Genomic DNA, 17,657 nt, shown 5'->3' with positions numbered 1-17,657 from the left:
CGGTACGGTGGGCATGCAGATCGACATCCTCGAGCCCCGGCGCGACCTGCTCGGCGAATGCCCGCTGTGGGACGCGCGCAGCCAGTCGCTCTACTGGATCGACGGCCGCGCGCAACGCGTGCGCCGCCACACGCCCGCCACCGGCGCCAGCGCCGAGTGGCATGCGCCGCAGCACATCGGCTCGATCGCGCTGTGCGAGAGCGGCCGCCTGCTGCTGGCGCTGGAACACGACTTCTGGCTGCTCGACCCCGACAGTGGCGCGATCGTGCCCATGGACGCGGGCGTCACGCATGCGGCCGATTGCATGCGCCTGAACGACGGCCGTACCGACCGCGCCGGCCGCTTCGTCGTCGGCTCGATGACCCTGGGCCGCGCCGAGCCCGAAGGCGCGCTTTACCAATTGACGGCCGGCGGGGCAGTGAAGACGCTGGACACCGGCATCGCGGTTGCCAATGCCACCTGCTTCAGCCCGGACGGCCGCTGGCTCTACTTCGCGGACAGCCACACGCACCAGATCCGCCGCTATCCCTACGACACGGCCACCGGCGCAGCCGGCGCGAGCGAAGTGCTGGTCGATACCCTGCCACTCGGCTCGGTGCCCGACGGCGCCACCGTCGATGCCGAAGGCCACCTGTGGGTGGCGCTGGTGCAGGCCGGCCAGCTCGCGCGCTTCACGCCCGAAGGCCGGCTCGAGCGCACCATCCAGCTGCCGGTGACCTACGTCTCCTGCCCCTGCTTCGGCGGCCCCGGGCTCGACGTGATCTACCTCACGTCGATCAGCAACAGCGGCAACCTGCTGCGCAGCGACCATCCGGACGCGGGCGCGGTGTTCGCCATCCATGGTGTCGGCGTGCGCGGGCTCGAGGAGTCCCGCTTCGCCGACCTCCCTCCCCGCATCTGACAAGGCAGACAACATGACACGACGTTTCGAAGGCAAGGTGGCGCTGGTCACCGGCGGTGCACGCGGCATCGGCCGCGCCATCTCGGACGCCCTGGCGGCCGAAGGCGCCGTGGTGGGCGTGCTCGACCGGCAGGAAGACCTGGCGCGCGAGGCCGCCGAATCCATCAAGGCCCAAGGCGGCCACGCCGTGGCCTTCGGTGGCGACGTGGCGCGCCGCGACACCTTCGCCCAGTCCATCCCGGCGCTGAAGCAGCAGTTCGGCCGCTTCGACATCCTGGTGAACAACGCGATCTGGGTGCGCTACGGCCCCATCGAGGCCATCACGCCCGAGATGCTCGAGCGCATGGTCGGCACCGGCTTCAACTCGGTGGCCTGGGGCATCCAGGTCGCGGCCGAGGCCATGGGCGAAGGCGGCAGCATCGTCAACATCGCCTCGTCGGCGGCCTACCTCGGCCTGCCCGAGGGCATGCTGTACTGCGGCGTGAAGGCCGGCGTGCTGGGCCTCACGCGCTCGGCAGCGGTCGACCTCGGGCCGCGCGGCATCCGCGTCAACGCGATCTGCCCGGGCTCGATCGAGACCGAAGGCGTGAAGATCAACCTGACACCCGAAAAGACCAAGATCCGCCTGGCCAAGACGCCGATGAAGCGGCTCGGCGCGGTGGACGACGTGGCCAAGGCCGCCTGCTTCCTCGCCTCGTCCGACAGCAGCTTCATCACCGGCGAATCGCTGCTGGTCGACGGCGGCGTGACGCACGCCTTTCTCTGAACACCGGGCCCGCCCACGCCATGGACACCATCCTCGAAGCGCACCAGCTCAGCCGGCAGTTCAGCGGCTTCTTCGCCGTGAAGAACGTCGACCTGCGCGTGCGCCGGCATTCCGTACATGCGCTGATCGGCCCCAATGGCGCGGGCAAGACCACCTGCTTCAACCTGCTGACCACCTTCCTGCGGCCGAGCACCGGGCGCGTGACCTTCAACGGCCGCGACATCTCTCGCAGCGACCCGGCCTCGGTGGCCATGGCCGGCCTGGTGCGCTCGTTCCAGATCTCGGCCGTGTTCGGCCAGATGACGGTGCTGGAGAACGTGCGCGTCGCGCTGCAGAAGAAGGCCGGCGGCAGCTTCGCCTTCTGGCGCAACGTGCGCGTGCTGCGCAGCCTGGACGCGCGCGCCATGGAACTGTTGGAGCGCGTGGGCCTCGCGCACTGGCGCGACACGATGGCCGGCGAACTGCCCTATGGCCGCAAGCGCGCACTGGAGCTCGCCACCACCATCGCGATGGACCCCGAGATGATCCTGCTCGACGAGCCCATGGCCGGCCTCGGCCACGAGGACATCGGCCCCGTGGTCGAGCTGATCCGCGATGCGGCCAAGGGCCGCACCGTGCTGATGGTCGAGCACAACATGAAGGTCATCGAGGCGCTGTGCGACCGCGTGACCGTGCTGCAGGCCGGCCAGGTGCTGGCCGAAGGCAGTTACGACGAGGTGTCGCGCGACGCCCGCGTGATCGAAGCCTATGTGGGGGGCGCGCATGCCTGAGACCCTGGAAGCTACGGCCACCACCGCCATGCTGCGCGTGGACGGCCTGCGCGGCTGGTACGGCGAAACACTGGCGCTGCAGGGCATCGACCTGGAAGTGCATGAAGGCGAAGTGGTCTGCCTGCTCGGGCGCAACGGCGCCGGCAAGACCACCACGCTGCGCGCCATCATGGGCCTGCTCGGGCGGCGCGAAGGACAGATCCGCATCGGCTCGACCCCGTCCATCGGCCTGCAGCCCGAAGCCATTGCGCGGCTCGGGCTGGCCTACTGCCCCGAGGAGCGCGGCATCTTCGCCAGCCTCACGACGCAAGAGAACCTGATGCTGCCGCCGGTGCTGCGCCCGGGCGGCCTGAGCGTGGACGAGATCTACACGCTGTTCCCCAACCTGCTGCAGCGCCGCCACAGCCCCGGCACGCGGCTGTCGGGCGGCGAGCAGCAGATGCTGGCCATCGCGCGCATCCTGCGCACCGGCGCGCGGCTGCTGCTGCTCGACGAGCCGACCGAAGGCCTCGCGCCCGTGATCGTCGAGCGCATCGGCCAGACCATCGGCATGCTGCGCGAGCGCGGCTTCACCGTGCTGATGGTGGAGCAGAACTTCCGCTTCGCATCCACCCTGGCCGATCGCTTCTACGTGATCGAGGAAGGCCAGGTCGCGGCGCACTTCCGCCGCGACGAGCTGGACGCCCAGCGCAGCCGCATCGAGTCCCTGCTGGGGCTCTGAGCAAAGCAACCAACGCAGGACACACCACAAGATGGACGGGCTACTCGGAATTCCCCCGGCGGCACTGATCGGGCAGCTGATGGTCGGACTCATCAACGGCGCCTTCTACGCGCTGATGAGCCTGGGGCTGTCGATCATCTTCGGGCTGCTGCGCGTGGTGAACTTCGCGCACGGCGCGCAGTACATGCTGGGCGCCTTCGTCACCTGGGGGCTGCTGGAGTACCTGGGCATCGGCTACTGGGGCGCGATCGTCATCGCGCCGCTGGTGGTGGCGGCCTTCGGGCTGCTGTTCGAGCGCTGGATGCTGCGGCGCCTGTACACGCTGGACCATGTCTACGCGCTGCTGCTGACCTTCGGCGTCGCCTTGCTCATGGAGGGCGCGTTCCGCCTGCAGTTCGGCGTGAGCGGTCAGCCCTACCCCAACCCGCTGTCGGGCGGCCTGGACGTGGGCGTCACCTTCCTGCCGATGTACCGCGTGTGGGTCATCGTGGCCGCGCTGGCAGTGTGCATGGGCACCTGGTTCTTCATCGAGAAGACGAAGCTCGGCGCCTACCTGCGCGCCGCCAACGAGAACGCACCGCTGGTGCGCACCTTCGGCATCAACGTGCCGCGCATGCTGATGCTGACCTACGGCCTCGGCGTGGGCCTGGCCGGCCTCAGCGGCGTGATGGCCGCGCCCATCTACCAGGTGAGCCCGCTGATGGGTTCGAACCTGATCATCGTGGTGTTCGCGGTGGTGGTGATCGGCGGCATGGGCTCGATCCTCGGCTCGATCGTCACGGGCTTCGGCCTCGGCGCGATCGAAGGGCTCACCAAGATCTTCTATCCGGACGGTGCCGGCGTCGTCATCTTCGTCGTGATGATCCTGGTCCTCGCGGTCCGCCCCCACGGCCTGTTCGGCCGCGCCTACTGAAGAAAGCCGACATGGACGCTCTCCACCGCCGCACGAACATTGCATTGCTGGCAGCCGCCCTGGCGGCGCTCGCCATCGCGCCCTTCGCGGTCTATCCGATGTTCCTCATGAAGCTGATGTGCTTCGCGCTGCTCGCCGCCTCGGTCAACCTGCTGGTGGGCTATGTGGGCCTGCTGTCCTTCGGCCACGCCATGTTCTACGGCACCGCGGGCTACGTCACGGCGCACGCGGTCAAGGTCTGGGGCTGGGACGGCATGGCGGGCATCCTCGCGGGCGTGGCCACGGCGGCGCTCGTCGGGCTGGTCACGGGCCTGCTGGCCATTCGCCGCCAGGGCATCTACTTCTCGATGATCACGCTGGCTTTCGCGCAGTTGGTGTACTTCATTGCGCTGCGCATGCCCTTCACCGGCGGGGAAGACGGCATCCAGGAGATCGCGCGCCCGATGGTGCTGGGCCTGTTCTCGCTGCAGAACACCCTGGTGCTCTACTACTTCGTCGCGGCGCTGATCGTGTTCGGCTTCTGGCTGATCTACCGCGTGGTGCATTCGCCCTTCGGCCAGATCCTTCGCGCCATCCGCGACAACGAGCCGCGCGCCCAATCGCTCGGCTACCGCGTCAACCGCTACAAGCTGCTGGCCTTCGTGCTGTCGGCCGGGCTGGCGGGGCTGGCCGGTTCGCTCAAGGTGCTGGTGTTCCAGCTCGCCTCGCTGACCGACGTGCACTGGGCCACCTCGGGCGAAGCGCTGCTGATTTGCATCGTCGGCGGCATGCACACGCTGCTCGGGCCGGTCGTCGGCTCGATCGTCATCGTGTCGATGGAGAACTACCTCGCCTCGTTCGCCGAATGGGTGCTGATCATCCAGGGCGTCGTTTTCGTGCTGGTCGTCATGCTGTTCCGCAAGGGCATCGTCGGCCAGTTCCATTCGCATCTCGCCGCGCGCCGGCAGCGCCGCGCTGCGGCTTCCTGAGGAGCATGCCCATGGCAGCCCACGACCTTCCCTCCACCTGGCCGGCCACGCCCGGCCTGCTGTCCGACCGGCTGGCGCTGGTGACCGGCGCCGCCAGCGGCATCGGCCGCGCCATCGCAACGGCCTATGCCCAGGCGGGCGCGCGCGTCGTCGTGACCGACCTGAGCAGCGATCGCTGCGCCGAAACACTGGCGGCCGTGCGCGCCGCCGGCGTCGAGGGCTGGGCCTACGCGCTCGATGTGTCCGATGCCCAGGCCTGCGTCGCGCTGGCCGAGGCGGTGCACGACACCGCGGGCGACATCGACACGCTGGTCAACAACGCCGGCGTGATCATCCGCGAAGGCATCGACAGCCCGCGTGCGCAGGAGAACCTGCACCGCACGATGGACGTGAACCTGTTCGGCGTATTCAACACCGTGCATGCGTGGCTGCCGGCCTTGCGGCGCACGCGGGGCTGCATCCTCAACGTGGCCTCGGGGGCCGCGTTCATCGCCCAGGGCGGCGCGCTGGGCTACTCGGCCTCCAAGGCCGCGGTGAAGATGTTCACGCAGACGCTGGCGCTCGACCTTGCGCCGGACGGCATCCGCGTCAACGCGCTCGCGCCCGGCGTGATCGAAACGCCCATGACCGAAGCCACGCGCGCCGATCCGGCGCGGCTGGGCCGCTTCATGCAGCGCATTCCGGCCGGCCGGCTGGGCCAGCCGCACGAGCTCGCGGGGCCCGCGGTGTTCCTGGCCTCCGGGCTGGCGAGTTTCGTCAACGGCGTCACCTTGCCGGTGGACGGCGGCACGCTGGCCGTGTAAGGCCCCGGGACCCGCAACAGCGGGTCCCCGTCCTGGCATCAGGCCGCTAGTGCCTGCTGCGCGCGTTCGAACACGAAGTCGCGATAACCGCCCTGCACCGCCGCGGCGCAATGCTCCCGGTACTTCAGGAAGCCGCCCGTGAAGAGCGTGAGCCCTTGCGGCTTGTCCTTCACGTTCGCGCCGACGTACCAGGTCTTGGCCTTGGTCAGCAGTGTGCGCTGCGAGAGCGCATAGACAAGGTCCATCCAGGCTTGCTCGGCCTGCGCGGTCGGCTCGATGGTCGACAGGCCGTTCTCTTCCATGTGCGTCATGGCCGCCGCGATCCAGTCGACGTCGTGCTCGCTGATGCGGATGATGTTGGCGAGCGCGGCCGGGCCGTTCGGTCCGGTGGTCATGAACAGGTTCGGAAAGCCTTCCATCATCAGGCCCAGGTGGGAACGCGCGCCGTCCTTCCACTTCTCGTTCATCGTGCGCCCGTCGCGCCCGACGATGTCGAAGGCCAGCAGCGCGCCCGTGAGGCCGTCGTAGCCGGTGGCGAAGATGAGCACGTCGAGCTCGACCTCGCCGGCCTGCGTCTTCACGCCACGCTCGGTGATCTCCACGATCGGGTCGGCGATGCAATCCTTCAGGTGGACGTTGGGCCTGTTGAAGGTCTCGTAGTAGCTGCTGTCCAGGCAGGGGCGGCGCGCGAAGATGGGGTAGCCGCGCGGCTTCAGCTTCTCGGCCGTTACCGGGTCCTTCACGGTCTCGCCGATCTTGCCGCGCACGAATTCGGCCACGTGCTCGTTGGCTTCCGGGTTGGCCAGCAGGTCCGAGAAGGTGCCGAGCATCGCAAGCCCGCCGTTCTTCCAGGCGTCTTCGAGCAGCTGTTGGCGCTGCCTGGGCGTCACGCTGAAGAAGGCCCGCGTGGACTGCGGGCGCACGCCGCCCACCGCGCTGTTGCGGGCCGATTCGCGAATGCTGGCGTAGTTGCGCTTGACCTCGGCCACATAGTCGGGCTCGAGTACTTCGTTGCGCATCGGCATGGTGAAGCTGGGCGTGCGCTGGAACACGAAAAGCTCGCCGGCTTCCTTGCCCACTTCCTGCACGATCTGGATGCCCGTCGATCCGGTGCCGATGACGCCCACGCGCTTGCCCGCGAAACCGACGGGTTGGTGCGGCCACTTGGCGGCGCGCAGCAGCTGGCCCTTGAAGCGGTCGATGCCGGGAATCTCGGGGTCCTTGGGAATCGACAAGGGGCCGGTCGCCATGATGCAGTACGTGGCCTCGTAGGTGTCGCCGCGATCGGTCGTCACGGTCCACAGCTTGCGCGCCTCGTCCCACACCGCGCGGGTCACGCGCGTCTTGAACTGGATGTGCCGGCGCAGGTCGAGCCTGTCGGCCACGAAGTTGATGTACTTCAGCAATTCAGGCTGGGCCGCGAACTGCTCCGACCACGTCCACTCCTGCTCGATCTCGGGAGAGAACGAAAAGCTGTAGTCGATGCTCGGCAGGTCGACGCGCGCACCGGGGTAGCGGTTCCAGTACCAGACACCGCCGACGTCGCCGCCCGCTTCGAAGCCCTGCACCCTGAAGCCCATTTCGCGGAAGCGGTACGTGGCGTACATGCCGCCGAAGCCGGCGCCGACCACGACCACGTCGACGCGCCTGGCGCCGGTCTGCGGGTTCAATGGATGGTGGGATGGATGCAGGTTGATGGGTTCGGCGGTCATGTGTGTCTCCTTGTTGATTCCAGCCACGGCGGGCAGGTTTGCGTGCAAGGGAAATGATGCCCACCGTGGGGAAGCCCATCAAGAAAATCACACTGGCGCTGAACAACATTACATCCGTGATTTCCGTGCCCTATGCGGTCCCGTCTTCGTCCAGCTGCTGTACGAGCCTTCGCATGAGCGCGGTGTAGCGCGCACGATGCGGGCGCATGCGCTCGATGGTCCCGCCCATGCCCAGCACCGCGATGCGCCCCTGCACCAGGCAAGGCAGCACCACGCCGACGGTGGCGCCGCCGAGCAGCGGCATGTTCTCCACGTAGATCGACTTGCGCTCGCGCGCATCGGCCACCTGCGCCGCAACGACTTCCAGCGGCACGCGGTCTTCCTTGCGCGGCGTGGCGATGTTGGCGCGGCGCACGAGCTTCTCGATCTCGGCATCGGAGCGGTCGGTCAGCAGCAGCCACCCCATCGCCGACAGTGTGAGCGGCCGCATGCTTCCCTCGTCGGTGTGAAAGCGCAGCTGGTGCGTCGACTGGATCACGCGGATGTACTGCAGGTAGATGTCGTTGAGCATGCAGATCGACACCGTCTCGCCCGTGGCGCTGTGCAGGTCGCGCATCACCTCGACGACGCGGCCTTGCCCGAACAGCGCCTGCGTGACCCAGTCGCCCAGCGAGGCCACGCGCGGCGTGGGGAAGTACACGCGATCGGCGCGGTTGTAGTTGAGGTAGCCCAGTGCGATGAGGTTCTTCAGCAGCACCGTGGTGCTGGACTGCGGATACCCCAGCGCGTCGCTGATCTGCTTGAGGGCCAGGGGCGTGCGCACCTGCGCGAAATGCTCCAGCACCTGAAGCACCCGCGTGGCCGATTTGACTGTGCCGATGGGCATCGATGTCCTTCAGAAATCACGCATGCGATGGTAGTTGTCGCACATGCGTGCCTCCACCGGGTGAACCATAGGCTAGAACGCCACGCGCACCCCGACGTGGGTGGCGTGGCTGTTGCCGCCGCGATCCAGCCCGGCCTGGGTGGTGGCGCCCGTCACCGCATACGCCGCGCCGTTGCGGTTGCGGATGCGGCCGTAGTCGGCGTACAGGCTGGTGCGCTTCGACAGCGCGTAGATGTAGGCGATGCCGAACTGCGTGGCGTCGCGGTTCAACGGCCCCTTGTCATCCACACGCACCACCTGTGCGAGCACGGTGCTCACGCCAAAGGGCACGGCGATGCCGATCGACGCGCTGCGGTCGTCCTGCCCGCTGTAGTAGCCCACCAGCGGAAAGCCCGCGAACATGAGGTTGTTGTCCGCGGCGGCATGCGTGGCCGGCGTGACCGCAGCACCCGGATTGCGGAAGGTCGCGTACGAGCCGAACAGCTTGGCCGCACCGAAGTCGTAGGCCGCGGCGGAATGGAACCAATGCAGGGTGCTCGCGTCCGCCAGTTGCCTGTAGGTGGAATAGCCGATGGCGGCGCTCAGCCCGCCCTTGAGGTAGAACACCGACGCGGCCGTGCTCGCGCCGGACCTGGAGCTGGTCGCCGTTCCGCTGGTCACGGTGGTCTCCCCCGGCGAGTAGGACAGCTTGGCGATGAAGCCGCCGAAATTCGGCGACTGGTACCAGATGGTGTTGTTGACCCGCCCCGGCGCCGGCTGGATGCCCTGCAGGTTGCCGCCGCCGCCCAGGCCGAAGGCGTCGCCCACCGCCTGCACCTCGGAGCCGATGGCCACCACGGTGCGCCCGAGCCGGATCTCGCCCATCGAGCCCGACAGGCCGACGATCGCTCCGCGGCCGAACGACTTGGCGCCCGCGCCCTGGTTCTGGCCCATCGTTCCCGCATCGGAGTTGAGGCCCATCTCCAGCAGGAAGTTGGCGCGCAGTCCGTCGCCCAGGTCTTCGCTGCCCTTGAACCCGAGGCGCGAGCCGTTCATGTGGCCGCTGTCCATCCGTCTCACCCGTCCGCCGGCATTGCTGGCCGATGCCAGGCTCGTGTCGACCAGGCCGTACATCGTGAGGCTGGACGGCGAGGCCGCCATGCCGCCCGCCGGCTGCACGATCTGGCGCAACTCTTCCTTCTGTGCCTGCTGGGCCAGCGCTGGCGATGTGCCACAAAGGCCGGTGGCAAAAAGCGTCACAGCGAGCGGCATGCGACGCGGGGTGTTCAAGAAACTCGACAAGATTTGTCTCCTCGTATGGGATTTCTGGTTGCAGGCCCGCCTTGCAAAGGGCCTGGCCGCCGTCAACGCGTGGTTGTCGGCCGGCATGCAGAAAGCCGCCCTGCGGCAATGCCGGGGGCGGAAGTCGAAGAGAACGGAGGTTTCGTCAGGTAGTTGCCGGGGGCAGCGACGCCAGGAGCGCGTACCAGGGGTCGTCGGGCGCGCGCCCGCCGATCGGCTGGCGCACGCCGAAGCGCTCGGCCTCGGTGCCGGCGGGCGCTGCCGACTCGCGGATCCAGTCGTACGCCACGGTGCGCGCGGCCACCCGCCATTCGCCCGCGCCGCGCCGCTCGAAGCGGTCGATGTAGCGGCCGCACAGGAAGGTCTCGCGCTGCTTGCCCTGCGCGTCGGTGTCGGTCTGGAAGGCCTGGAAATAGCTCTCCACCGCCGCCTCGGCGCCACGCAGTTCGATCGCGATGTTGCCGATCGTGTGGATCACGCGGCCGCCCTCCTTGAGCTTTGCCAGCGCCCAATCGATGAAGCCGCTGGCGCTGCCGCTGTAGGGGCCGTGCCGATCGGTGGCGTCGGGCCAGTACGACGAGCGCAGCGCGGCCTCGTCGCAGCGGTCGATGCCGCGGCAATAGCGATAGAGGCATGCGCGGATCGCCTCGCGCGCGCTCAGCGCCTCGAGCCGGGCCTCCAGTGCGATCAGGCGTCCTTCAGTCTGCATGCGAATGCTCCTTCGTTTCCGTGCCGCGCAGCACGATCACCGCGTCGAGGCAGGCGGCACCGTCGGTGCGCACCACCAGGGGATTGATGTCGACGCTTTCGAGCTCGTCGGCATGGGCGATGCCGAAGTCGGACAGGCGGCACAGGGCGTCGGCCAGCGCCGCCTCGTCGTAGCGCGGGCCGCCGCGCCAGCCGCGCAGCAGCTGCGTGGAGCGCACGCGCTCGATCAGCGCGGCGGCACGCCCGGGCGTCAACGGCGCGGAGGCGAAGGCCACGTCCTTGAAGAGCTCGACGGCCGTGCCGCCCGAGCCGTACATCACCATCGGCCCGAAGGTCGGGTCGCGGTGGATGCCGAGGATCACCTCGACACCGCCCTGCAGCATCGGCGCGACCAGCACGCCTTCGAGCCGCGCGTCGGGCCGCGCCTTGCGGGCGCGTGCCATCAACTCGTCGTACGCGGCCTCGACCGCCGCCGCGTCCTGCAGGCGCAGCATGACGCCGCCGACCTCGGTCTTGTGGGGAATGTCGGGCGAGACGATCTTCGCAACCACCGGAAAGCCCAGCGTCCGCGCGGCAGCCGCCGCATCGGCGGCGCTGCGGCACAGGCGCTCGGGCAATACCGGCAGGCCCGCATGCGCCAGCGCGCGCTTGGCACCGTCCTCGGTCGACACGTCGCCGCGCAGCGGCACAGCAGCCGCACACCGCACGGGCTTGTAGAGCGTCTCGCGGCGTGCGCGGATATGCGCGAGCGCGGCCAGCGCACGCACCGCGCGCGACGGGTCCTCGAACACCGGAATGCCGTGCTGTTCGAGCGCGCGGTTGACTTCGGGCTTCGACAGCATCACCAGCACCATCAGCCGGTCCGGATGCCGCTGGCGCTGCGCGATCAGTTCCGCCTGCGTCGAGGCGAAGCGCTCCGGCGAAAGGCCCACGTGAGCGAGGTAGGCGAACACCGTGCCGTAGTCCGCGTGGTCCAGCATGACGCCCACCGTGCGCGACACGCCGCTGGGCACCGAGGTGACCTGCGCCGTCATGTCCAGCGGATTGCTCGCCACCGCGAACGGCAGCAGGTCGAGCGCGGCACGGCGTGCGGCCTCGGGCAGCGGCGGCAGCGACATGCCGCGCCCACCGGCATCGTCGGCCATCAGCACGCCGATGCCGCCGGAGCCGGTGACGATGCCCATGCCGGCGTTGTGCGGCAGGGCCCGCGCGACCGAGAACGCATAGGCGATGTCGAGCATCTCCTCGATCGATTCGGGCCGCCATGCGCCGCACTCTGCGAAGACGGTGTCATAGACCGTGTCGTTGCCGGCCAGCGAACCGGTGTGCGTGGAAGCCGCGGCGGCGCCGACCTCGGTGCGGCCCACTTTCATGATGAGCACGGGCTTGCCCGCAGCCGCGGCCTTCAGCAGCGCGCGCCGCAGGCGCTCGCCGTCGCGGCACGACTCCAGCGCGGCGCAGATGACGCGCGTGTCGGCGTCGTCCACGAGGTAGTCGATGCACTCGGCCACATCGACGTCGCCTTCGTTGCCGGTCGCGATGATCTTGCTGAAACCCAGGCCGCGCAGCGAGGCCATGCCGTAGGCCGCGGAGCCGAAGGCGCCGCTTTGCGTGGCCAGCGCAATGGGCCCGGGCACGGGCTTCAGGCCGTTCAGCGCGGTCGAGAAAGTCGAGAAGAAGCGCGTCGGCACGTTGAGCAGGCCGAGCGAGTTCGGCCCCACCATGCGCACGCCGGCATCGCGGCACATCTGCACCAGGCGGTCCTGCAGCGCACGGCCCGCGGCGTCGATCTCGGCGAAGCCGGCGGTCAGCACCTGGATCGCCTTCACGCCCTTGCCGATGCTGTCGCGCACGGCCGCCTCCACGCCGGCCACCGGCACGGCAATGACGGCCTGGTCGACCGGGTGCGGAATGTCGAGCACGCTGGCGAAGGCGGGCAGGCCCTGGATGGTGTCGCCGCTCTTGTTGACCGGGTAGAGCGGCGCCTCGAAGCCGCCTTCGAGCATGAAGCGCAGCGGTCGTCCGCCGATGCGCTCGGGGTCGGACGAAGCGCCGATCAGCGCCACGGAAGAGGGATTGAAAAGCGAATCGAGTGAATGCACCACAAGCTCCTCAATGCAGCACGGCGTCGGCGGCGAGCCGGTCGAGCTGGCTGAAACGATCACCCCACTGCTGGCTGCAGGCCAGCGCATGCATGGCGAGCCGCGCCGCCGGCAGCTCGCGCGACATGCCGATACCGCCGTGCAGCTGGATGGCAGTCTCCGCGACTTGCCGGCCGGTGACGGCGAGGTACAGCTTCACCAGCGCCAGTTCGCGCCGCACCTCGCGTCCCGGCAACGCCGAGCCCATGCCGTCAAGCACCAGCACTTGCTGGCGCACCATGCCGCGCACATTCTCGTAGGCCACGTACATCTCGACCACCTTGTGCCGCAGGGCCTGGAAGGTGGCGAGCGCCACGCCGAACTGCTCGCGCGTGCCGAGGTACTCGATGGTCTGCTCGATCATCGCGCCGATGGCGCCGACCATTTGCGCGCACGACAGCAGCGCGCCGACCGCGTTGGCGTGGTCCACCAGCGGGCGGACCGCGGCGCCGCTCAGCAGGACGGCGGCCTCGGGCAGCGCGAGGCCCTCGACGTCGATGTCGGTGGTGTGGCGCGCATCGATGCCCGTGTAGCTGCGTGCGGCGCCGGCCAGCACAGCGCGCGGCAGCAGCACCAGCGCGTCCTTGCCGTCCAGCGCGACGAGCGCCAGCAGGTGCGTCACGGGTTCGGTGAGGTCCGCGCCGCGCAGGCTGCCGTGCAGCACCACGCGTCCGCCTTGCAGGCGGGCGGCAGGGGCTGCGTCGTCGAGCGCCAGCACCGGGCAGGCCGAGGCCTCGCCGCTCGCGATGTCGCCCAGCAGCGTTTCGGCGGCGGGGTTGCCGCCGATGCGCGACAGCAGCGTGGGCACCACGGCGCAACGCTCGACCAGTGGCGCGGCCAGCGCGTGGCGTCCGGCCGCCTCGGCGATGGCGGCGATGTCGCCCAGCGAGGCGCCGGCACCACCGCTGGCTTCGGCCACCAGCACGGCCTGCCAGCCCAGGCCCAGGAACTGGCGCCAGGTTGGGCTCGATGCATGGGCATCGGCATCGGCGGTCGTGGTGGCAGCGGCGGCAACGCGCAGCGTCGTGTCGTAGAGGTCGCCGGGGAACATCGGCTCTGCGTGGAATGGCATGGACTCAGGCTCCGAAAAGGTCGCGCGCGATGACGTTCTTCTGAACTTCGCTGGTGCCGCCGGCGATGGTGCGCGAGCGGTAGAAAAGATAGGTGTGCACGAGCTCGCGCTGCAGGTCGACATCCTGCTGCGCGTCGACGCCGGTGGCGGCCACCAGCCGCGCCGCGTGCGCCGGGCCCGCGATGTCGAACGCGATGCCGATGATCTGCTGCGACAGCTCCGAACAGTAGAGCTTCAGCGCCGACGACTTGGAGGCCGCGAGCGTGCCCTGCATTTCTTCCTGGATGGCGCTCAGCAGCATCTCGCGTGCGCCCTTCACGCCGGCCTGCGCGAGATAGAGGCGCTCCAGCAGCACGTGGAAGCTAGGCGAGGCGCTGGCGGCATTGGCGTCGCGCCGCGCCGTCAGCAGCTCTTCGACCTGCTCGGCGAGCCGCGCCAGCCGCGGCACGGTCGCGGGCGACAGGCGTTCGCGGTCGAGCAGGAACTTGGCGCACCTCCAGCCCTCGCCTTCGGCGCCGACCAGGTTCTCGCACGGCACGCGCACGTCGTTGAGGAACACCTCGTTGACGTGGTGCCAGTGGTCGATGGTGGGAATCGGGCGCACCTCGATGCCCGGCGTGTTCATCGGCACCAGCAGCAGCGAGATGCCGGCCTGCTTGCGCCCCTCGTTCGAGGTGCGCACCAGCGTGTACATCATGTCGGCCTCCTGCGCGTGCGAGGTCCAGATCTTCTGGCCGTTGAGCACGTAGTGGTCGCCGTCGCGGCGCGCGGAGGTCTTGAGCGAGGCCAGGTCGGAGCCGGCGCCGGGCTCCGAGTAGCCCTGGCACCACCACTCGCTGCCGTCGAGGATGCGCGGCAGGAAGCGCGCCTTCTGCGCCTCGGTGCCGAAATGCAGGATCACCGGGCCGATGTGGCCCAGGCCGTGGTGGTACTGCGGGGGGCAATCGGCCTGCGCGGTGATCTCCTCGAACAGGTAGCGCTGCTGCAGGTCCCAGCCGGTGCCGCCGTGGGCCACGGGCCAGTTGGGCGCGGCCCAGCCGCGGGCGAACAGCTTCTCTTGCCAGATGCGGTATTCGTTGCGCGTGATCTTCTGGTTGCTGCGCACGAAGCGCTTGAGGTCTTCCGGGCACTGCTCGGCGGCGAACTGGCGCAGCTCCTCGCGGAACGCGGCGTAGGGATCGGTCTGTGTTGGCGTTGTCATGTATCGGTGTGCTTGTTTTCGAAAGCGGTCATCGGGTCTTGCTCATTCGAGCTGGATGCGGCGCTCGCGGATCACTGGCGCCCAGCGGTCGTGCTCGGCGCGCAGGTAGGCCGCGAACTCCGGCTGTGTCATGAGGCGCGGCTCCACGCCGGCGCGCTCGAGGGCCGCGCGCACTTCGGGCGTCTCGAGCACCGCGCGCAGGTCGGCATAGATGCGTTGCTGCAGTTCGGCGGGCGTCTTGCTCGACAGGAAGAAACCGAACCAGCCGCCGGCGGCGAAGCCCGCAAGCTGCGGCACGCCCGAGCGCGCGATGGGCACCACCTCGGGCATCCGTGCCACGGGCGCGTCGCTGGCAACGCCGAGCGCCTTGAGCCGGCCTGCGCGCACGTAGGACATCGAGGCGGCCGAATCGAACATGGCCTGCACCTGGCCGCCCAGCAGGTCGTTCAGCGCAGGCCCGTTGCCGCGGTAGGGCACGTGCACGATGTCGATGCCCGTCAGCGAGGCCAGCAGTTCGGCGGCGATGTGCGGGCTCGATCCGTTGCCGGAGGACGCGAACACGACCCTCTTGGGATTCGCCTCGGCATAGGCGATCAGTTCGGGCACCGTGTTCACGGGCAGCGTGGCCGACACGAACAGCACGCTCGGCGCCTCGGCCACGATGGTGACCGGCACCAGCGCGGCGGGGTCGTAGGGCAGCTTCTTCATCAGCAGCGGATTGCCGATGTAGCCGAAGGCGGTGAGCAGCAGCGTGTAGCCATCGCCCGGCGCACGCGCGGCCGCGGCGGTGCCGATGGAGGTGCCTCCCCCGTTGCGGTTGTCGATCACCACCGGCTGGCCCCAGCGCGCCGACAGCGCCGGGGCGACGATGCGTGCGAGGTTGTCGGTGAGCCCGCCGGCCGCGTACGGAACGATCAGTTGCACCGGCTTGTGGGGAAACGCCAGGGCCATGGCCGGCACCGCGGCAAGCGCGCCGCAGCACATCGCGAGAAGGAATCGTTGAAGGACTTGCATCGCTGGATCTCGAAGGAAGTTTACTTAACGGCCGGTAAGTTACGAATCGGGTTTACCCTTCCAGGCGATGCAGCGCGCGTGGGCGCCGCAGCGTCGCCAAGGTTCAGCGCTTTGGTGTCGCGCGCAGGCCGCCGAAGGCCATGTCGAGGTACTGCTCGATCACCTCGCGGGTGCTCAGGCGGCCCTTGGGCGAATGCCAGCGGCAGATGTGGTTGAGCATCGACAGCAGCATGCGTCCCGCGATGGCGGGGTCGACCTTGCGCACCTCCCCCTTGGCGATGGCCTCGGCGATGCAGTCGCGCAAGAGATGCTCGTATTCGTCGCGCAGGTAGACGGCCCCTGCGCGCGGATCGCCCTCACTGCCGGACCAGAACGCGTTGGAGCCCGCGATCCAGGAATTGCGGCTGCGGTCCAGGAAGTCGGCGGACGACTCCATGAACAGGCGCACCTTGTCCAGCGGACTCTTGCCGCGGGACATCGCCTCGCGCACCGAGTCCACCAGCGCCTGCATCGACTCCAGCACGATGCGCTCGTACAGCGCTTCCTTGTTGGGGAAGTGATAGTAGAGCGCAGCCTTGGTGATCTTGGCTTCGTCGGCGATGTCGCGCAGCGACGTGCCTTCGTAGCCCTTCTTGGCGAAGAGCCGGCAGGCGATTTCGGTCAGCTGCTCCTGGCGCACGTCGGACTTGCGCCTGGAGCCCCGTTCCGGATCTGCCGCCTCGGCGACGTTGGACTGGGTTGCCATGGGCGAAGGTCCTCTTGAAATTCTTGGCGTGGGAGCTTGCGGGGGCAGCGGCTGAACAGCCATGCACTCGGTCCGCAATCGATCAAAAAATAATAGCACGCACCATGTAGCCGCAAGGCCCTGGTGCCGCGTGCCATCAGCGTCCGGTGTAGACGGGGGCGCGCTTCTCGAGGAAGGCGCGCTGCGCTTCCTTCGCGTCTTCCGTCTTCGACAGCGCCACCGTGTTGCCCTGCTCGTAGCGGTAGGCATCGCGCGACGGCATCACCTGCGTCATGCGGGCCGCTTCCTTGGCCAGGCGCAGCGCGATCGGGCTCTTGGAGGCGATCTCGGCGGCGATCTCCATCGCGTAGGGCATGAGTTCGTCGGCCGGCAGGCAGGCTTCCACGAGGCCGAGGCGGTACAGCTCCTGGCCGGTGACCTTCATGCCCGTGTAGAACATGCGCCGCGCGCGCGAGCGGCCGAACACCTCCTGCAGGAAGGTCACGCCGCCGGCCAGGCCGACGTTGATCTCGGGCATCGAGACGAAGGCGTCCTCCGACGCCACCCAGATGTCGGAGGCCATCACGAGGCCGAAGCCCGCGCCCATGGCCGGGCCGTTGATGGCCGCGATGACGGGCTTGGCGCACTCCACCACCGCGTAGTACGACTCGCGCACCAGGCGGTTGTGGCGGCCATAGGCGCCGGGCGTGGCGCCGAGGTTGGGCCGCTCGCGGATGTCCGCGCCGGCCGAGAAAGTCTTGCCGCTGCCGGTAAGCACGATGACCGAGACGTCGTCGCGGTCGGAAAGCTCGTCGAACACCTGCGTCAGCTCGCTGCGCAGCTCGGCGTTCTGGGCGTTGACGGGAGGGCGATTGAGCGTGAGCACCGCGATCCGGTCCTTGACCTCGAGCAGCAACGTATTGAAAGTCATCATGTCTCCTTGGGTGTCCTTGAAAATATTACCTGTCGCACGGTAAGTTATTTTGGGGCAGGCGGCGCTCTTTTGGCAACTGCCGCGGCCCAGGACAGGTCGCGGTCGGGACAGCCGCACCGAAGCCATCTACGCCAGAGGGGCC

General features: G+C 68.8%; 17 protein-coding genes. 7 read left to right on the top strand and 10 right to left on the bottom strand.

Annotated features, from left to right (window positions below):
- Positions 1 to 13: 13 nt before the first annotated feature.
- Genes PMI12_RS13085 through PMI12_RS13055 form a run of 7 tightly spaced genes read left to right on the top strand, consistent with a single transcriptional unit; the run spans position 14 to position 5,842 of the window.
- A complete protein-coding gene (locus PMI12_RS13085; protein WP_007833013.1) occupies positions 14 to 901 on the top strand; it encodes an SMP-30/gluconolactonase/LRE family protein in 888 nt (295 codons plus the stop codon).
- 13 nt (positions 902 to 914) lie between these two features.
- A complete protein-coding gene (locus tag PMI12_RS13080) occupies positions 915 to 1,667 on the top strand; it encodes an SDR family NAD(P)-dependent oxidoreductase (RefSeq protein ID WP_007833011.1) in 753 nt (250 codons plus the stop codon).
- Positions 1,668 to 1,687: 20 nt separating this feature from the next.
- Complete coding sequence (locus tag PMI12_RS13075) at positions 1,688 to 2,437, top strand: ABC transporter ATP-binding protein (protein WP_007833009.1); 750 nt, start codon at positions 1,688 to 1,690, stop codon at positions 2,435 to 2,437.
- Positions 2,430 to 3,158 carry an ABC transporter ATP-binding protein gene (locus PMI12_RS13070; RefSeq protein WP_007833007.1) on the top strand — a complete coding sequence of 243 codons (729 nt, stop codon included), beginning with the start codon at positions 2,430 to 2,432 and terminating at the stop codon, positions 3,156 to 3,158. The genes PMI12_RS13075 and PMI12_RS13070 overlap by 8 nt, the downstream gene beginning before the upstream one ends.
- A 31-nt stretch (positions 3,159 to 3,189) precedes the next feature.
- Entirely contained in the window at positions 3,190 to 4,071 is an 882-nt protein-coding gene (locus PMI12_RS13065) for a branched-chain amino acid ABC transporter permease (RefSeq protein ID WP_007833006.1), read from the top strand.
- An 11-nt stretch (positions 4,072 to 4,082) separates the two neighbouring features.
- Positions 4,083 to 5,039 carry a branched-chain amino acid ABC transporter permease gene (locus tag PMI12_RS13060; RefSeq protein WP_007833003.1) on the top strand — a complete coding sequence of 319 codons (957 nt, stop codon included), beginning with the start codon at positions 4,083 to 4,085 and terminating at the stop codon, positions 5,037 to 5,039.
- A gap of 11 nt (positions 5,040 to 5,050) precedes the next feature.
- Positions 5,051 to 5,842 carry an SDR family NAD(P)-dependent oxidoreductase gene (locus tag PMI12_RS13055; RefSeq protein ID WP_007833001.1) on the top strand — a complete coding sequence of 264 codons (792 nt, stop codon included), beginning with the start codon at positions 5,051 to 5,053 and terminating at the stop codon, positions 5,840 to 5,842.
- 38 nt (positions 5,843 to 5,880) lie between these two features.
- Here PMI12_RS13055 and PMI12_RS13050 read toward each other — a convergent pair whose 3' ends face one another.
- From PMI12_RS13050 to PMI12_RS13005, 10 genes are all read right to left on the bottom strand, one after another.
- The gene (locus tag PMI12_RS13050; protein ID WP_007832994.1) at positions 5,881 to 7,554 is read right to left on the bottom strand and encodes a flavin-containing monooxygenase; all 1,674 of its coding nucleotides are present in this window, start codon (positions 7,552 to 7,554) and stop codon (positions 5,881 to 5,883) included.
- 130 nt (positions 7,555 to 7,684) lie between these two features.
- Positions 7,685 to 8,440, bottom strand: coding sequence for an IclR family transcriptional regulator (locus PMI12_RS13045; protein WP_007832991.1), 756 nt, complete (start codon positions 8,438 to 8,440; stop codon positions 7,685 to 7,687).
- Positions 8,441 to 8,512: 72 nt separating this feature from the next.
- Positions 8,513 to 9,721 (bottom strand): porin, encoded by a 1,209-nt coding sequence (locus tag PMI12_RS13040; protein ID WP_007832989.1) that lies wholly within the window; start codon positions 9,719 to 9,721, stop codon positions 8,513 to 8,515.
- Positions 9,722 to 9,866: 145 nt separating this feature from the next.
- Positions 9,867 to 10,430 carry a nuclear transport factor 2 family protein gene (locus PMI12_RS13035; RefSeq protein ID WP_007832987.1) on the bottom strand — a complete coding sequence of 188 codons (564 nt, stop codon included), beginning with the start codon at positions 10,428 to 10,430 and terminating at the stop codon, positions 9,867 to 9,869.
- Positions 10,420 to 12,531: an acetate--CoA ligase family protein gene (locus PMI12_RS13030; RefSeq protein ID WP_007832985.1), complete on the bottom strand. Its 2,112-nt coding sequence runs from the start codon at positions 12,529 to 12,531 to the stop codon at positions 10,420 to 10,422. The genes PMI12_RS13035 and PMI12_RS13030 overlap by 11 nt, the downstream gene beginning before the upstream one ends.
- 10 nt (positions 12,532 to 12,541) lie before the next feature.
- The gene (locus PMI12_RS13025) at positions 12,542 to 13,642 is read right to left on the bottom strand and encodes an acyl-CoA dehydrogenase family protein (protein ID WP_007832983.1); all 1,101 of its coding nucleotides are present in this window, start codon (positions 13,640 to 13,642) and stop codon (positions 12,542 to 12,544) included.
- A gap of 4 nt (positions 13,643 to 13,646) precedes the next feature.
- Entirely contained in the window at positions 13,647 to 14,843 is a 1,197-nt protein-coding gene (locus PMI12_RS13020) for an acyl-CoA dehydrogenase family protein (RefSeq protein ID WP_007832981.1), read from the bottom strand.
- Between the two features lie 42 nt (positions 14,844 to 14,885).
- Complete coding sequence (locus PMI12_RS13015) at positions 14,886 to 15,857, bottom strand: Bug family tripartite tricarboxylate transporter substrate binding protein (RefSeq protein WP_042673319.1); 972 nt, start codon at positions 15,855 to 15,857, stop codon at positions 14,886 to 14,888.
- Positions 15,858 to 15,960: 103 nt separating this feature from the next.
- Positions 15,961 to 16,602, bottom strand: coding sequence for a TetR/AcrR family transcriptional regulator (locus PMI12_RS13010; RefSeq protein ID WP_007832976.1), 642 nt, complete (start codon positions 16,600 to 16,602; stop codon positions 15,961 to 15,963).
- A 136-nt stretch (positions 16,603 to 16,738) separates the two neighbouring features.
- The gene (locus tag PMI12_RS13005) at positions 16,739 to 17,512 is read right to left on the bottom strand and encodes an enoyl-CoA hydratase/isomerase family protein (protein ID WP_007832974.1); all 774 of its coding nucleotides are present in this window, start codon (positions 17,510 to 17,512) and stop codon (positions 16,739 to 16,741) included.
- Between the last annotated feature and the right edge of the window lie 145 nt (positions 17,513 to 17,657).

The sequence above is a fragment of the Variovorax sp. CF313 genome (assembly GCF_000282635.1).
GTDB lineage: Bacteria > Pseudomonadota > Gammaproteobacteria > Burkholderiales > Burkholderiaceae_C > Variovorax.
The sequence above is the reverse complement of the archived record's forward strand: the minus strand, read 5'-3'. Positions and strand labels throughout refer to the sequence as shown.

Coding starts and splice junctions, on each gene's coding strand:
- PMI12_RS13055 (WP_007833001.1), top strand. CDS start 5,051: ATGGCAGCCCACGACCTTCCCTCCACCTGGCCGGCCACGCCCGGCCTG.
- PMI12_RS13025 (WP_007832983.1), bottom strand. CDS start 13,642: ATGCCATTCCACGCAGAGCCGATGTTCCCCGGCGACCTCTACGACACG.
- PMI12_RS13005 (WP_007832974.1), bottom strand. CDS start 17,512: ATGACTTTCAATACGTTGCTGCTCGAGGTCAAGGACCGGATCGCGGTG.
- PMI12_RS13020 (WP_007832981.1), bottom strand. CDS start 14,843: ATGACAACGCCAACACAGACCGATCCCTACGCCGCGTTCCGCGAGGAG.
- PMI12_RS13075 (WP_007833009.1), top strand. CDS start 1,688: ATGGACACCATCCTCGAAGCGCACCAGCTCAGCCGGCAGTTCAGCGGC.
- PMI12_RS13015 (WP_042673319.1), bottom strand. CDS start 15,857: ATGCAAGTCCTTCAACGATTCCTTCTCGCGATGTGCTGCGGCGCGCTT.
- PMI12_RS13080 (WP_007833011.1), top strand. CDS start 915: ATGACACGACGTTTCGAAGGCAAGGTGGCGCTGGTCACCGGCGGTGCA.
- PMI12_RS13010 (WP_007832976.1), bottom strand. CDS start 16,602: ATGGCAACCCAGTCCAACGTCGCCGAGGCGGCAGATCCGGAACGGGGC.
- PMI12_RS13065 (WP_007833006.1), top strand. CDS start 3,190: ATGGACGGGCTACTCGGAATTCCCCCGGCGGCACTGATCGGGCAGCTG.
- PMI12_RS13060 (WP_007833003.1), top strand. CDS start 4,083: ATGGACGCTCTCCACCGCCGCACGAACATTGCATTGCTGGCAGCCGCC.
- PMI12_RS13035 (WP_007832987.1), bottom strand. CDS start 10,430: ATGCAGACTGAAGGACGCCTGATCGCACTGGAGGCCCGGCTCGAGGCG.
- PMI12_RS13045 (WP_007832991.1), bottom strand. CDS start 8,440: ATGCCCATCGGCACAGTCAAATCGGCCACGCGGGTGCTTCAGGTGCTG.
- PMI12_RS13085 (WP_007833013.1), top strand. CDS start 14: ATGCAGATCGACATCCTCGAGCCCCGGCGCGACCTGCTCGGCGAATGC.
- PMI12_RS13050 (WP_007832994.1), bottom strand. CDS start 7,554: ATGACCGCCGAACCCATCAACCTGCATCCATCCCACCATCCATTGAAC.
- PMI12_RS13070 (WP_007833007.1), top strand. CDS start 2,430: ATGCCTGAGACCCTGGAAGCTACGGCCACCACCGCCATGCTGCGCGTG.